The organism is Clostridium sp. (assembly GCF_022482905.1).
Classification (GTDB): Bacteria; Bacillota; Clostridia; order Clostridiales; family Clostridiaceae; genus Clostridium_B.
Genome location: NZ_JAKVOI010000001.1, coordinates 1,780,632 through 1,795,777, shown reverse-complemented (window position 1 = coordinate 1,795,777; position 15,146 = coordinate 1,780,632). Strand labels below are relative to the sequence as shown.

Genomic DNA, 15,146 nt, shown 5'->3' with positions numbered 1-15,146 from the left:
AATATTTTTACACATATGGATTCATGCAATAATTTTGCTCAGGAATGATTTGGTCCTTATATTTTTAGGATTGTTGAATATTTCTTCAGGTGCAGCCTCCTCGACTATTTTTCCGCTGTCCATGAATATTACCCTGTCTGCAACCTCTTTTGCAAATCCCATTTCATGTGTGACTACAACCATTGTCATGCCTTCTTCTGCAAGTTCCTTCATTACATTAAGCACTTCTCCCACGAGTTCAGGATCCAGTGCCGATGTAGGTTCATCAAACAGCATTATGTCGGGATTCATGGCAAGGGCTCTTGCTATTGCAACTCTCTGTCTCTGGCCTCCTGAAAGCTTTGAAGGATACATGTCAAGTTTATCTATGAGGCCGACCTTTTCAATTATTCTCTTTGCCCTTTTTTCGACCTCATTTTTGTTTTCCCTTTTCACCTTTATCGGGGCTACCATGACATTTTCAAGAACCGTCATATGGGAAAACAGATTGAAATTCTGGAATACCATGCCCATTTTCTCAATTATGGCTCTTGTACTCTTTTTATTCTTGTAGTTTATAACCTGTCCTTCAATACTTACTTCACCTGAATCAGGTATTTCAAGACTGTTGAGACACCTTAAGAAGGTGCTTTTGCCGGAGCCTGAGGGCCCTATTATTACAAGGACTTCACCTTTTTCCACATTTACACTCATATTGTCAAATACAACAAGTTCTCCAAAGGTCTTGGTCAGATTTTTCGCTTCTATCATGTACATTTTTATTCACTCCTTTATGCATATTTGGACATTTTTCTCTCGAAAGCTGTAAACAGGGCAGTAAACACTGTAGTCATTATAAGATACATGCATGCAGCCGTAAGATACATTTCTATAGGGGCAAACTTTGCCGATGAAATCTGCTGTGCGGTTCTCATCAGTTCAACCATGGCTATAGTTGAAACAAGGGATGTATCCTTTATCATGGCTATAAATTCATTTCCAAGTGCCGGAAGAATAATTCTTATTGTCTGGGGAAGAATTATTATTCTCATTGTCTGTACATATGAAAAGCCAAGGGCTTTTGCGGCTTCGGTCTGCCCTTTGTCTATTCCAAGTATGCCCCCCCTTATGATTTCAGCCATATAAGCTGCGCTGTTCAAGCTGAGTGCAATTACTGCTGCGCTGAATTCGGTGAGTGTTATACCTATCGCAGGAAGACCGTAGTATATAAAAAACAGTTGAACGAGCAGAGGAGTTCCCCTTATGATCCAGGTATAAAATGAAGCTATGTATGAAAGCACTTTGTTAGAAGATATTTTTAAAAGTGAAATTAAAATTCCAAGTAAAGTTGCAATCAACAGAGAAATTACTGTTAATTCTATTGTCATGACACATCCACGCAGTATGACTGGCATACTGCTTATAATTACATCTATATTCATATTTTCCTCCCGGTTTTATAATGCTTGTAAAAAATATTTTACCATAAATTTATTGGTCTGTCCCAGTACTTTCAGCGGGGCAGACCGTATTTTTTCCATGTTGGAAATTACTATTTTGTAACATCCGTACCAAACCATTTTTCAGAGATTTTTGCAGCGGTCCCGTCTGCTTTCAAGGTTTTATAGACTTTGTCGAATTCAGCTGCCAGATCCTTGTCTTCAAGTCTGAAGGCTGCTCCAAATGGTTCATCAGTAAGTTTTTCGCTTAAAACTTCAAAACCCTTTTTCTGTTTTTGATAGTAATTTGCTACCACATTGTCAACTATGACGGCTTCAATTCTTCCTATCATAAGGTCATTATAGGCATCGGTTATCTTGTCATATGTTTTTATCTGTTTAATGCCAGGAATTTTTTTCGCAGATTCTTCACCTGTTGTTGAAATCTGTACTCCTACTACTTTACCTTTCAGATCCTTTGATGATTTGACAGATGTATTGCCGTTTTTCACCGATATGACCTGACCGCCGTGAATATATGGACCAAAGAAGGCCATGGATTGCTTTCTCTCATTGGTCATGCTTACGGAAGAGAGAACACCATCATATTTTTTGCTCTTCAATCCCATGAATATTCCATCCCATGCAGTTGAAACAAACTCAATCTTGATACCCATCTGTTTGGCTATGGCATTTCCCATATCTATATCGAAGCCTACAAGTTTGTTGTTCTCGTCTCTGAATTCCATTGGTGGATAAGTATCGTCTACAGCAAGTACTACTTTTTTGTCCTTTTTAACCTTTTCAAGTGTACTCCCGCTGCTGGAAGAGTCAGAACTTCCAGATTGTTTTCCACATCCTGCGAATAAAACTGTTATTACCGACATGGCAATAATAATTGATAAAATTTTTTTCATAAAGTAGATCCCCCTTTAATTTGCTTTAGATTAATTTTATAAGTATATCATAATACATACAATATACTTATTGTACATTTTTTTCAATAGTATTTATACATTATGCAAATGTATACGTTTAAATTATCAAAAATTACAAAGCCACATCTATAAAATTGATATATTTCTACGGAGTAATATGAAAAATGTACAGTTTGGATCTGTATATACTCTTGATTTTGATTTTTACTATTTGATAATATATAATCATCTTTAGATAATTATAAAATTCCTGAAGGAGGATTCACATGTCTTTGCTCGTAAAAAATATCATAGAACTAAATTTACTTGAAGGAGCAAAAATTGTAGCTGGAGAAAGGGGAGTCAACAATGAAATTTCATGGGTCAATTTGATGGAAATACTGGATGCGCTGGATTCTCTTCAGAAGGGAGAGCTTCTTATTACTACGGGATATAGAATTGACAATGAGGCCTTGTATGGAGATATTATTCCAAAGCTTAAAAACAAAGGGGTATGTGGTATGGCAATACAAACGGGATATTATGTAGATGAAATTCCACAGTATATAAAAAGTTCCGCCGACAAATATGATTTTCCGATAATTGAACTTCCCCCGAATCTTACATTTTCACATATTACCCATGTACTAATGGAAAATATAAGCTTGCAGCTCAATCTGCACGATGATTCTGACTTTATGAATTTGAGAAACAAATTGTGCAGAATTGTGAATGACAATTCGGATAATTACATATACAGGATGATGGAATCCAGGCTGAAGTCAGAAGTATACTTATTCCTGCTTTCAGTATCTCATGCGGACAGCAGCATAGTAACCGACAATATAATGTTCAGGGGTATAGAGAAAATAAAGTCCTATTTTGCAGGTATAGGAAGTGAAATGCGTATAGAACGTTCAGGAAAGAAAGTTTTGTTTATAGTATCTCTGAATGACAATATGTCCCTTCAGGATATAGTATTTGATATCTCGAAAATATTGACATCCCTTTCAGAAGAATTTCAGATGAGTTTTCTTATAGGAACAAGCATCCTGGAAAGTACGGACAATATTTTTTCAGCTTTTAACGAGGCACTGACAAGCGAGGAAACACTGAAGAAGATTGGAGCGCAAAAGGGGATCTGTTCATCGTCGGACATAGAACTTTTCAGATTGTTTGAAATACTTCATTACAGCAATTATTCCATCAGGTTCGCCTACGAAACACTAAAGCCGGTTATAGATTATGACATGATTCACAAGAGCTCATATCTTGAAACCTTGAAACTTTATCTTGCCAATGAGTGCAACATAACAAACACCTCAAACAAACTTTTTATACACAGGCATACTCTGAAAAACAGGCTCAACAGGATAAATGAACTGTGTGGTGTAGACTTCAAAAATTATTATTCCAGAATAAGATTTTCAATGGCTATCTTCATATATGACTATTTTATAATTTGATAGTCCTTCCAAATTATAAGCTTTTTCTATATAATTAAAGTATTAGAAATGATCAAAAGGTGGGATATGGAATGTCGGATAGAAATTTGGTTGTAGGATTTGTAGGAACAGGGGTAATGGGCAGCAGTATAGCTTCCAACCTTATAAAAGGTGGTTACAGACTTCTTGTTTATAACAGGACAAAATCCAAGGCGGATAATCTGGTCAAAAAAGGTGCACAGTGGAAGAATAGGGTATCAGACCTTGCAAAGGAGTCGGATGTTGTGATTTCAATAGTAGGATACCCGAAAGATGTTGAGGAAATCTATTTTGGACAGAATGGAATACTTGAAAATGCGAAAAGAGAAAGCATTGTAATAGACATGACAACATCGAAACCCTCTCTTGCTCAGAAAATTTACGAGGCTGCAAAAAACAGAGGCATATATGCACTGGATGCACCAGTATCAGGCGGGGACGTAGGTGCAAGGGATGCAGCACTTTCCATAATGGTAGGTGGTGATGAAGAGGTATTTGAAAAAGCAAGGCCATTATTTGAGCTCATGGGAAAAAATATAGTATGGCAGGGAAAAGCAGGTTCCGGACAACATACAAAAATGTGCAACCAGATAGCCATAGCTGCAAATATGATGGGAGTATGTGAAGCCATGGCATATGCGAAAAAATCAGGGCTTGATCCTGAGACAGTGCTGAAAAGCATAGAAGTGGGGGGAGCCGGCAGCTGGTCGCTCAGCAATCTTGCCCCGAGGATGATAAAAGGGGATTTCAAACCGGGATTCTATGTAAAACATTTTGTAAAGGACATGAATATAGCTTTGAATGAAGCGGAGAACATGAATCTTGAAACTCCTGCACTTAAACTTTCGAAATCACTATATGACAAGCTTCTGGAACAAAACAAGGGTGACTGCGGAACTCAGGTTCTGTATGAGCTGTTAAACAAATAGCTGCGGCTTGCTATATATGGAATTTATACAATTTGCTTATAAATGGAGGCGATCACAGTGTTTAAGACAATTTGCAGATTAGGTGCAATTTGTGCGGCGTTTTTCTTTCTTTTTATTGGACAAACTGTTTATGCTGAGGGAAATTATAAAGTGTGGAATGATGGAAGTACTTATGCTGTAAATTCAGACAAAATATGGACCGTAACTTTTAATAGAAATGTGGATATAAATACTGCAAAAGATTCAATTAAAGTGTATGAATCCGATGATAATAGCAGTATTCCTGTTGATATTTCCATGGATGACGGTGACAAATTGAAGATTTCTCCAAAAGAACCATATAAGGAGGGAAAAGCCTATGTCCTTAATATAGATGACAATTTAAAGGATACAAATGGTTATAAGCTGGATCAGCCTGTTAAATGCAATTTTAAGATAATACGCAAATCAGTCGGAAATGCAATAGATATTAATGATTATACTGAATATTACAATGTTGTGAAAAAAGCAATCATGGATTATGATTCACAGCTGGTGCTTTATATAGAAGATTATGATGAAGGTACCTATAATCTGGATGTCATAGACAGTATAATGAATGATTCGCCGGATTTGAGGGCCTGGTATGAAAGAGCATCCGGTACAATTCAATCAGAAGATGGAAGTTCAGTTGAAATGACAATAAATTTCAAGTATGAAGGTACCAAGGATGAACTGACGGAAAAGAACAAAGAGGTGAACGATGAAGTCAAAAGAGTAGTGAATAGCGTTACCAACCCTGCAATGAAAGATTATGAGAAGGAACTGGCGCTTCATGATTATGTTGTAAATAATGCAAGATATGATGAAAGGGCTGATGTGGATGTAAACAGTATTCCGGAGGATTCCTATACTGCCTATGGCATTTTAATAAATGGAGTGGGTGTCTGCCAGGGTTATGCCGATGCCATGTACAGACTTCTCCATGAGGCCGGCATAGAAAACAAAATGGTAGTAGGCGAAGCCAACAATGGTACAGGATGGATTGGACATGCATGGAATATAGTGAAAATACAGGGGGAATATTATCAGCTGGATGCCACGTGGGATGATCCTGTGTCATATAATGGGTCGAATGTACTTGCACATTCCTATTTCAATGTGACTGATTCAAGACTTTCAAGGGATCACAGGTGGGACAGGAGCCAGTATCCTGCATGTGACAGTCAGGATTACAATTACAGCAGAATTATGCAGATGTATGATTATAGAAAATCTGCGGCATAGAACCGATAAAAAATTTAAACTAGGTGGAAATATTATTATGAAAAATAGAGAACAATACTTGAAAGACATAAAGAGAATAGTAATTAAAGTCGGAAGTTCAACTCTGACATATAAAAGCGGACTTTTGAATTTATACATGATAGAACATCTTGTAAGGCAGATTGCAGATATTCATAATATGGGAATGGAAATAGTATTTGTTACTTCAGCGGCAATAGGTGCTGGAATGGGCAAACTTGGATTGGACAGGAAACCGGACAGTATCCCGGAAAGTCAGGCGGCAGCTGCTGTGGGGCAGGGACTTTTGATGAATACCTATGAAAAGTTTTTTTCAGAGTATGGAAAGACGGTGGCACAGATACTAATTACAAAAGAGGACATGACCCAGGAACACAGAATCATGAATGCAAAAAATACTTTTTCCACTTTGCTGCAGAAGGGAGTCATACCCATTGTGAATGAGAATGATGCGGTAATTGTAGATGAAATCAAATTTGGTGACAATGACACGCTGTCTGCAATGGTTGCGTCGCTTATAGGTGCAGACCTGCTTATACTGTTATCTGATGTTGATGGATTGTACAGCGGAAATCCAAGGGAGAATTCTGAAGCTGTCTTGATAAGTGAGGTATGCGATATAACGGATAAAATAGAGAAGTGTGCAGGTGGTGCGGGAAGCAGGTTCGGGACAGGTGGAATGGCCACGAAGATAAATGCTGCAAGAATTGCTACCTCAAATGGAGTGCCCATGGTAATTGCAAAGGGGGAAACTAAAAATATAATCAGGAGTATAATATCCTTTGATAATGTGGGAACTTTGTTTATTGCCAGAGATGATGGGTTATAATTGAATGAAAAGGTGGTTTTGTTATGGATATAAAAGGATATATCATGGAAAAAGCCGGATTTGCAAAGGAAGCTTCAAAGAAGCTTTCCTATGAGAAAACTGAAGTGAAAAACAGGGCACTTGTAAATATGAGTGAAGCTGTTCTGAAGAATAAGGACTACATAATGCATGAAAATGAAAAAGATGTGGAAAATGCCAGAAAAAAGGGTATCTCCAGGGCATTGATAGACAGGTTGATGCTGGATGACAGGAGAATTGAAGACATGGCAGGGACTTTGAAGGATACTGCAGCACTTCCAGATCCGGTAGGAGAAGTAATAAGAATGTGGAAAAGGCCCAATGGACTGAATATAGGAAAGATGAAGGTGCCCCTCGGAGTCATAGGAATAATTTATGAGGCAAGACCGAATGTGACTGTGGATGCGGCAGCCCTCTGCATCAAGTCTGGAAATGCAGTCATATTGAAAGGCGGCAGCGAGGCAATAAATTCCAATGCCGCAATATATGACGTAATATCCAGGGCATGCTATGAGGCGGGTGTTGCAGAAGGTGCAATACAGTTCATAGATATTGCGGAGAGACAGTGTGTAAATATAATGATGAAGCTGAATGAATATATAGATGTCCTCATACCGCGTGGAGGAGCGGGACTGATAAAAAACGTAGTTAAAAACTCCACTGTTCCGGTAATAGAAACAGGACTCGGAAACTGTCATGTATATGTGGATGAATCTGCGGATTTTAAAATGGCGGAAGAAATAATTGTAAATGCAAAAACCCAGAGACCGGGAGTCTGCAATGCAATGGAAACACTTCTTGTAAATGGGAATATAGCGGAGAGTTTTCTCCCGCATTTGTGTAAAGTGCTGAAGAATCTGGGAGTTGAAATAAGAGGCTGCGATATAACAAGAAAAATTGTAGAAGGAGTAGTTCCGGCATCTGAAGAAGACTGGTGGACCGAATACCTCGACTTGATTCTTGCTGTAAAAGTGGTCCCGAATATAAACGAGGCCATAGAGCATATATATAAATATGGTACGGGTCATTCTGAAGTAATTGTAACTAATAACTATGCAAACTCCCAGAAATTCCTGAAGGAGATAGATGCGGCCGCCGTATATGTAAATGCTTCTTCAAGATTTACAGATGGAGGACAGTTCGGTTTTGGAGGAGAAATAGGTATAAGCACCCAGAAACTCCATGCAAGGGGGCCTATGGGTGTCAATGAACTCACTACATCGAAATATATAATCTACGGCAGTGGACAGATAAGAAAATAAACGCACGGTTGAGGTGGAGCCTTTCAGGCTCCCTTATTTTTTTACTTTATATGGAATTATATGAATAATAACTCTGTATTGATAAATAATAATAATTTATCATAATATTTATATTTTTGCGGATTTATATTATCTACTTTATATTTTTAAAAAATTACTATATAATTAATAATAAAAAAGTGAATTTTGATATAAAAAGTCGACTTGATTGCGGAAATAATATTATCATGTAGAAAATGGGGGGATTTAATGAAAAGTATTAAGACAAAAATAATTTTGACAACATCTTTGATAAGTATAGTCGGTATTTTGATAGTATCTGTTATAACCTACTATATAGCCTACAATGCAGTAATGGATAAATCGAAAGATATCATGAAAGTGTCATCCGACAAGTATGCCGAGAAGATAAACGGGTGGCTTGACGGTCACGGCAAAATAGTAAGTCAAATAGCAGATTCCATAGAAAGCATGAATACGCTGGACACGGAAAAGGTTGTACCTTATCTTAAGAAAGAAGTTAAAGGCAACTCTGATGTTCTGGATGTATATGTAGGTACTGCAGGAAATGACATGCTGAGTGGTGCTGGGTGGGTGCCGCCCTCCGATTATGACTGCACCAGGAGGGACTGGTACATGGAAGCTGTCAACAAGAAAGGACTCATATTCACGGAGCCCTATGTGGATGCACATACAAAGCAGATTATAGTTACCATAGCAAAGCCAGTAGTCATTAATAACAAAATAGTGGGGGTGCTTGGCTATGACATGAATGTAGGAGTTATCACAAATATACTTGAAAAGGCAAAACCCATGGACAACAGCTATGGATTTATGATAGATCATGCTGGGAGCTTTGTAGTGCATAGATACAAGGGATTCAAACCTACTTCAGACGAGCCCAAAAAAGTAAGCAAGGTTATGAACGGGCGATTTTCACAGATACTTACAAAAAGCCTGGTTAAACTGAAGGATTATGATGGTGAAGAAAAGTACTTTACTATGTCGAAAATACCCTGTAGCAGCTGGATTGTCGGGTTTGCAGTGCCTGTAAGCGAGGTTACAAAATCTGTTAAAAAGCTTATAATGTTTATATTGCTGATAGTAGTGATTGTACTGGTGGTAAGCATATTGGCTTCAATACATCTTGGAAGAAAAATAGGGAAGCCTATGCTTGTACTGGCTGACATGGCGGAAAAGATATCGAATTTTGACATGACATATGATGAAAACAAATATAAAAACCTCATTGGATACAAAGACGAAATAGGCAAGCTTTCCAATTCCTTTAGGATCATGCAGCTTGAACTTGTGGGACTTGTTAAGGAGATAAGGAACAACTCAAAGTATATAAATGAATCCAGCGAGGATCTTTTAAAAACAGCAGGGGATCTGTCGGGGAAATCGGAAAAAATGAATACAGCCATGGAAAATATAATATCAGGCGTCAGGGAAACAAGTGCATCTTCGGCGGAAGTTACGGCATCCATGCAGGAGGTTGATTCCAGCATAAATGAACTGTCACAAAAGTCGATGGATGGAAGTAATGTGGCCAATAAATTGAAGAGCAGGTCGCTTGATATACAGTCTAAAAGCAGGACTTCAATAGAAAAGGTACGAAATGTGTATAAAGAGAAGGAGGAGAAAATAGTCAAATCAATTGAGAGCACGAAAATAGTAGAAAATATAAGAGACATGGCAGATACTATTGCAGTCATATCCGAGCAGACCAATCTTCTTGCGCTAAATGCAGCTATTGAAGCGGAAAGAGCAGGGGAATACGGAAGAGGCTTCAAGGTTGTTGCAGAAGAAATAAGGAAACTTGCGGAGCAGACAAAAGAATCCGTTTCAGAAATCAAGGAAAAGATTTCCGGGGTGGAAGATGCCTTCAAGATCAATAATGACAACAGCAGAGATATGGTTGAGTTTATAAACGAAAGTGTAATTCCACAGCTGGAAGGATTTACTGACGTAGGGAACCAGTATTACGAGGATTCAGATTTTATCAGCAAGATGTCTGGAGAGATAGCTTCGATGTCCGAGGAACTCAATACTATAGTTGATGAAGTAAGCAGGGCTGTGGACAATGTATCGCAAAATATGCAGAAATCTGCTGTAAATATGGATGACATAAAGGAGAATATAGAGGAAACATCAAACTCTGTGAATATAATAAAGTCTAATTCTGAGAGTCAGCTGGAACTTTCAAACAAGCTTAGGGAGGCAGTTGACAAATTTACTATTTGATATTTAAATCAGTATGAATTACAAAAGGACGCCTTGTCGTTTTATTAAAGGCGTCCTTTTTACTTCATCATGTTTATGATAAAATAGTAGTGCCTGAATTTTATGGCAGCATTATAAAATTAAGTAGAGAAAGAGGTTTTAGCATATGAAATTGAAAAGAATTGCAAACAGGTTATTGTTGGTGTTTATGGCTTTAACTGTAGTAATATCTTTATCGCAGAATAGAGTTTATGCAGATTCCTATAAGGTGGTTACACTGGGCGGCGACCTTACAGCCAGCCAGAAGGAGGATATGCTCAAGTATTTTGGGGTAAGCAGACAGGATGCAGATGTAATAGAAGTCAATATTGATGAGGAGAAAAAATATCTAAGTGGTGTGGCAAGCAGCGACCAAATCGGGACAAGATCCATATCCTGTGCCTATGTAGAACCTACTACAAGCGGCGGACTGAATGTTTCGACAAACAACATATCATGGGTGAGCAGCAGCATGATAAAAAATGCCCTGATCACGGCAGGTGTAAAAAATGCCAATGTCAAAGCAGCAGCACCTTTTAGTGTATCAGGCACTGCAGCACTTACAGGTATTTTAAAGGGATATGAAAACAGCAGTGCAGGCGGTAAAATAGATGAAGACAAGAAAAAGGTTGCAAATGACGAGCTTATGACTACAGGGGAGATCGGAGACAAAATAGGCAAGGATAAGGCAGCCGGACTAATTAATGATATAAAGACGCAGGTCGTAAAGGAAAAACCAAAGAGCGAAGAAGACATGAAAAATATAGTTCAAAATGTAACCAATAATTACAATGTGAACTTGAGCGATGAGGACATGAATAAAATAATTTCACTCATGAACAAGATAAATGGACTTAATTTGAACTTTGGAGATATAAAAGGCCAGCTCGGCGATGTTGCAAACCAGCTTAAGGGTACTCTGTCAAGTCCTGAGGCCCAGGGATTTTTTGCAAGAATCATGGAGGCCATCAAAAACTTTTTTTCAAGCTTGTTTTAAAACAATAAAGTCATAAATTCATTTACAAAAATCAAAAAATTGTATATTGCTCAGGAATATAGGTAAACATGATAAAAACCTAGCACACTAATTTTTTAGTGCGATAGGTTTTTTTAGTATCTAGCTTACTACGTTTACAGGATTGCCGTTGATAAATGACTCTATATTGTCCGTTAAAAGTTCAATCAGCCGCTGCCTTGATTCAATGCACTTACAGCCTATGTGGGGAGTAAGTATAACATTTTTCATTGAAAAGAGAGGGCTTTTTGTATCAAGAGGCTCCACTTCCTGGACATCCAGTGCGGCACCTGCAATTTCGCCACTTTTGAGTGCTTCTATTAAATCGGACTCATTTATTATAGGACCCCTTGCGGTATTTATAATAAAGGCAGAAGGTTTCATCAACTTTAATTTGTCCCTGTCTATAAGGTGCCTTGTACTGTCTGTAAGTGGACAGTGTATTGTTACAAAGTCACTTTTTTCAAGAAGTTCATCAAGGCTTACAAATTTTACACCTTCTATAGGTTTTATACTTCTGTTGTAAACGAAAACATTCATGTCAAGACTCAGGGCTGTTTTTATTACACGCTGACCTATGGAACCGGCACCGATTACTCCAAGAGTTTTACCTTTTATTTCAAAGTGCGGAACCTGAAGATCTTTTGTAAAATTGTCAAAGTTGTCCTGCTTTATCATAACCTGCTGAAGTGCAAGTGAGGAGCTCAAGTTGAGTATGAAGGTTATGGCAAGCTGGGCAACTGCATCAGTACTGTAACCCGGAACATTGCATACGGTTATATTCTTTTCTTTTGCGGATTTTATGGCTATATTGTTGTAACCTGTTCCAGCTTCGCATATGAGTTCAACTGATGGTGGAAACCTGGATATAAGTTCTTCACCAAGGGGAAGTTCTTTGGTGACAACTATGTTCTGGCCCTGTACTCTTTCAAGAATTTCATCTTCATTGCTCGTATCGTACTTTGTGACCTTGGTAAATTTGTCTAGCCTGGAAAAATCAATTCTGCCATCAAAATTCAGCTTTTTGGAATTCAGGAACACTGTATTTTTCATGATATACCTCCTATTTTTTACTGTGATTTAAGTATAATCCCTGTGAAAAACAATGTCAAAGCACTTAAATAGTGATATCATGATAATTATAGATATTCACACTGAAAGGGGAGATATTATAATGAAAAGCTTAATAATTTATATTTCCACGGAACATAAAAATACTGAGAAAATTGCATTCCAAATTGGGAATAAACTAAAAGCAGATGTAGTTGATGCAGGGAAAGTAAAAATAGAGGAAATTGAGAATTATGATGTGGTAGGATTTGGCTCCGGAATATTTTACGGAAAATTTCACAAAAATATTTTGAGGTTAATTGACGGGCTGCCGAAATTGAAAGACAAAAAAGCTTTTGTATTTTCAACCAGCGGTCAGGGAAAAGCGGAATATAATGATTCATTGAAGGAAAAGCTTGTTGAACATGGATTCAATGTTATTGGAAGCTTTGCTTCAAAAGGTTTTGACACCTATGGACCGTTAAAATTAATAGGTGGAATAGCAAAAGGAAGGCCGAATGAAGATGACCTGAAGGCGGCAGAAGCATTTGCAGGTGAACTGAGTGAAAAAATGGGGGAATAATCTTGAATTCTAAAAATTATAAAATAGAAACTTTTATTCCAGAGGAATATGTTGACAACCTGAGAGAAAGCCTGAATGAAATTGGAGCTTTGAGCATAGGTGGAAATTATGACAACTGCATGTCTGTATCCAAAGTTACAGGATACTGGAGACCGCTTGAAGGTGCCAGCCCTTTTGAAGGCGAAGTCGGCAGGATAAGTATGGAGGAAGAATGCAAGGTTGAATTCTGCTGTAAAAGTACTGTGGTGAAAAAAGCGGTTGAAACCATAAAACGGGTTCATCCCTATGAAGTGCCCGTTATAAATATACTGTCAATGGCAGATTGTGATTAAAATTTGCAGTTTACAATCTGTGTCGAAATGCTGCATTGTAAACTGCAAATTGGTTAGATCATTGACAGAAAGTATTTGTGAAATTCCAAATTTTCTGTAAGTTCTGGATGAAAGGCAGTTACTAAAATATTCTTCCATCTTGCGGCAACTGTTTTTCCGGAGATGCTGCATAAACCTTTTACATCTTTTCCGATATGTGTAATATAAGGAGCTCTTATAAATACAAGAGGTATTTTTGAGCTTGATACTTCAGGAATATATGCCTCCTCGCAGAAACTCTCGATTTGACTTCCATAGGCATTTCTTCTTACAGTTATGTCAATTACTCCAAGATACCTCTGACTTGAATTTTCTATTGAGTCTGCAAGCAGTATCATACCGGCACAGGTTCCCCAGGTAGGAAGTCCATCCGTTATCTTTTTGCGAAGTGGATCAAGCATGTCTGCAGCTTTCAGCAGTTTTCCCATGGTGGTACTTTCACCCCCTGGAATTATTAAGGCATCAATATCCTTTAAATCATCTGGATTTTTTATTTCCACTGCATTTTGATTGAGCATTTCAATGTGATTGATATGTTCTGTTACCCCACCCTGAAGTGCCAGTACACCAATTTTCAATTCTACCATCCTCTTTCTGCATATTTATCCTGTATATCCTTGATTTCAAGCCCTGACATTGCTTCGCCTATGCCTTCGGACACTTTTTCGATTTTCTCAGGATCATTATAGTAGGTTGTGGCAATTACTATCGCACGGGCTCTCTTCTCGGGATTTTGGGATTTGAATATTCCCGAACCTACAAATACACCTTCTGCACCAAGCTGCATCATTAGTGCTGCATCTGCAGGAGTTGCCACGCCGCCTGCCGCAAAATTCACTACTGGAAGTTTCCCGTTTTTCCATATGTATTCTACTAAGTTGTAAGGTGCCCCGATTTCCTTTGAAATACTCATAAGTTCTTCCTTCCTTGCACTTTTTACCTTTCCTATTTCAGCTATCATGCTTCTCATGTGGGTTACAGCTTCAACTATGTTTCCAGTTCCGGCTTCTCCCTTCGTCCTTATCATGGAGGCCCCTTCACCTATTCGCCTCAATGCTTCCCCGAGGTTCCTGGCACCGCATACAAAAGGTACCTTGAAGTTCCATTTGTCTATGTGATAGGAGTTGTCAGCCGGAGTTAAAACTTCACTTTCATCTATAAAATCTATATTTAATTGCTGCAGGATCTGTGCCTCAACAAAGTGACCTATCCTGACCTTTGCCATAACCGGTATGGAAACAGCATCCTTGATTTCTTTTATCATTTCTGGATCTGACATCCTTGCAACGCCACCCTGCTTTCTTATATCCGCAGGTACCCTTTCAAGGGCCATTACTGCACAGGCACCTGACTTTTCAGCGATCAACGCCTGCTCCTTGTTTACTACATCCATTATTACTCCACCCTTTAGCATTTGAGCTAAATTTTTATTTAATTTATAATTTGACATGTTTGTTTCCTCCAATTTCTGTTTGAGATTTATTAAATTGTATACGAAAATAGATTTTTTGAAAAATGTATCGATACATTTATGCGTTAAATTATTATCAATAATTTTATTGACAATCACTACCTTATAAGTATACAATATAGATAAATCTTTAGTTATAGATGTTCTGTTTCTAAGGAATAAAGTAAAAATCTATGCCAGATTGCAAAGAATTATCCGAGCAAAATGCTGATAGAACATATTTATGACAAAATGTATTCTGTTTGATACG

At 37.9% G+C, this 15,146-nt stretch carries 15 protein-coding genes; 9 read left to right on the top strand and 6 right to left on the bottom strand.

What is annotated here, in order from left to right; all coding sequences use genetic code 11:
* Positions 1–21: 21 nt before the first annotated feature.
* From LKE46_RS08905 to LKE46_RS08895, 3 genes are all read right to left on the bottom strand, one after another.
* The gene (locus LKE46_RS08905; RefSeq protein ID WP_291720772.1) at positions 22–756 is read right to left on the bottom strand and encodes an amino acid ABC transporter ATP-binding protein; all 735 of its coding nucleotides are present in this window, start codon (positions 754–756) and stop codon (positions 22–24) included.
* Between the two features lie 14 nt (positions 757–770).
* A complete protein-coding gene (locus tag LKE46_RS08900) occupies positions 771–1,421 on the bottom strand; it encodes an amino acid ABC transporter permease (protein WP_291720768.1) in 651 nt (216 codons plus the stop codon).
* A 110-nt stretch (positions 1,422–1,531) separates the two neighbouring features.
* Positions 1,532–2,335 carry an ABC transporter substrate-binding protein gene (locus tag LKE46_RS08895; protein WP_291720765.1) on the bottom strand — a complete coding sequence of 268 codons (804 nt, stop codon included), beginning with the start codon at positions 2,333–2,335 and terminating at the stop codon, positions 1,532–1,534.
* 287 nt (positions 2,336–2,622) lie between these two features.
* On the opposite strand from LKE46_RS08895, the gene LKE46_RS08890 reads away from it, so the two are divergent.
* From LKE46_RS08890 to LKE46_RS08860, 7 genes are all read left to right on the top strand, one after another.
* On the top strand, positions 2,623–3,801 hold the full coding sequence (locus tag LKE46_RS08890; protein ID WP_291720762.1) for a PucR family transcriptional regulator: 1,179 nt from the start codon (positions 2,623–2,625) through the stop codon (positions 3,799–3,801).
* 71 nt (positions 3,802–3,872) lie between these two features.
* Positions 3,873–4,748, top strand: coding sequence for an NAD(P)-dependent oxidoreductase (locus tag LKE46_RS08885; protein WP_291720758.1), 876 nt, complete (start codon positions 3,873–3,875; stop codon positions 4,746–4,748).
* A 57-nt stretch (positions 4,749–4,805) separates the two neighbouring features.
* Positions 4,806–6,014, top strand: a complete 1,209-nt coding sequence (locus LKE46_RS08880) for a transglutaminase domain-containing protein (protein WP_291720755.1) — start codon at positions 4,806–4,808, stop codon at positions 6,012–6,014.
* Between the two features lie 37 nt (positions 6,015–6,051).
* On the top strand, positions 6,052–6,861 hold the full coding sequence (gene proB / locus LKE46_RS08875) for a glutamate 5-kinase (protein ID WP_291720751.1): 810 nt from the start codon (positions 6,052–6,054) through the stop codon (positions 6,859–6,861).
* Between the two features lie 23 nt (positions 6,862–6,884).
* Positions 6,885–8,141 carry a glutamate-5-semialdehyde dehydrogenase gene (locus LKE46_RS08870; protein WP_291720748.1) on the top strand — a complete coding sequence of 419 codons (1,257 nt, stop codon included), beginning with the start codon at positions 6,885–6,887 and terminating at the stop codon, positions 8,139–8,141.
* 249 nt (positions 8,142–8,390) lie between these two features.
* Entirely contained in the window at positions 8,391–10,388 is a 1,998-nt protein-coding gene (locus LKE46_RS08865) for a methyl-accepting chemotaxis protein (RefSeq protein WP_291720745.1), read from the top strand.
* A gap of 145 nt (positions 10,389–10,533) precedes the next feature.
* Entirely contained in the window at positions 10,534–11,403 is an 870-nt protein-coding gene (locus LKE46_RS08860; RefSeq protein ID WP_291720742.1) for a DUF1002 domain-containing protein, read from the top strand.
* Between the two features lie 120 nt (positions 11,404–11,523).
* Here the strand turns inward: LKE46_RS08860 and LKE46_RS08855 are convergent, their stop codons facing one another.
* Complete coding sequence (locus LKE46_RS08855) at positions 11,524–12,474, bottom strand: NAD(P)-dependent oxidoreductase (RefSeq protein ID WP_291720740.1); 951 nt, start codon at positions 12,472–12,474, stop codon at positions 11,524–11,526.
* Between the two features lie 121 nt (positions 12,475–12,595).
* Between LKE46_RS08855 and LKE46_RS08850 the strand changes: the two genes are divergently transcribed.
* Complete coding sequence (locus LKE46_RS08850) at positions 12,596–13,054, top strand: flavodoxin family protein (RefSeq protein WP_291720737.1); 459 nt, start codon at positions 12,596–12,598, stop codon at positions 13,052–13,054.
* A 2-nt stretch (positions 13,055–13,056) separates the two neighbouring features.
* Entirely contained in the window at positions 13,057–13,386 is a 330-nt protein-coding gene (locus LKE46_RS08845; protein WP_291720734.1) for a cytochrome C biogenesis protein, read from the top strand.
* A gap of 53 nt (positions 13,387–13,439) precedes the next feature.
* Here the strand turns inward: LKE46_RS08845 and pdxT are convergent, their stop codons facing one another.
* Positions 13,440–14,003 (bottom strand): pyridoxal 5'-phosphate synthase glutaminase subunit PdxT, encoded by a 564-nt coding sequence (pdxT, locus tag LKE46_RS08840; RefSeq protein WP_291720732.1) that lies wholly within the window; start codon positions 14,001–14,003, stop codon positions 13,440–13,442.
* A 2-nt stretch (positions 14,004–14,005) separates the two neighbouring features.
* On the bottom strand, positions 14,006–14,875 hold the full coding sequence (gene pdxS, locus LKE46_RS08835; protein ID WP_291720730.1) for a pyridoxal 5'-phosphate synthase lyase subunit PdxS: 870 nt from the start codon (positions 14,873–14,875) through the stop codon (positions 14,006–14,008).
* Between the last annotated feature and the right edge of the window lie 271 nt (positions 14,876–15,146).

Bases quoted from the DNA above. Each gene is read 5' to 3' on its own strand.
- LKE46_RS08850 (WP_291720737.1), top strand. From the start codon at position 12,596: ATGAAAAGCTTAATAATTTATATTTCCACGGAACATAAAAATACTGAG.
- LKE46_RS08900 (WP_291720768.1), bottom strand. From the start codon at position 1,421: ATGAATATAGATGTAATTATAAGCAGTATGCCAGTCATACTGCGTGGA.
- pdxS (WP_291720730.1), bottom strand. From the start codon at position 14,875: ATGTCAAATTATAAATTAAATAAAAATTTAGCTCAAATGCTAAAGGGT.
- proB (WP_291720751.1), top strand. From the start codon at position 6,052: ATGAAAAATAGAGAACAATACTTGAAAGACATAAAGAGAATAGTAATT.
- LKE46_RS08905 (WP_291720772.1), bottom strand. From the start codon at position 756: ATGTACATGATAGAAGCGAAAAATCTGACCAAGACCTTTGGAGAACTT.
- LKE46_RS08870 (WP_291720748.1), top strand. From the start codon at position 6,885: ATGGATATAAAAGGATATATCATGGAAAAAGCCGGATTTGCAAAGGAA.
- LKE46_RS08860 (WP_291720742.1), top strand. From the start codon at position 10,534: ATGAAATTGAAAAGAATTGCAAACAGGTTATTGTTGGTGTTTATGGCT.
- LKE46_RS08895 (WP_291720765.1), bottom strand. From the start codon at position 2,335: ATGAAAAAAATTTTATCAATTATTATTGCCATGTCGGTAATAACAGTT.
- LKE46_RS08890 (WP_291720762.1), top strand. From the start codon at position 2,623: ATGTCTTTGCTCGTAAAAAATATCATAGAACTAAATTTACTTGAAGGA.
- LKE46_RS08865 (WP_291720745.1), top strand. From the start codon at position 8,391: ATGAAAAGTATTAAGACAAAAATAATTTTGACAACATCTTTGATAAGT.
- LKE46_RS08855 (WP_291720740.1), bottom strand. From the start codon at position 12,474: ATGAAAAATACAGTGTTCCTGAATTCCAAAAAGCTGAATTTTGATGGC.
- LKE46_RS08885 (WP_291720758.1), top strand. From the start codon at position 3,873: ATGTCGGATAGAAATTTGGTTGTAGGATTTGTAGGAACAGGGGTAATG.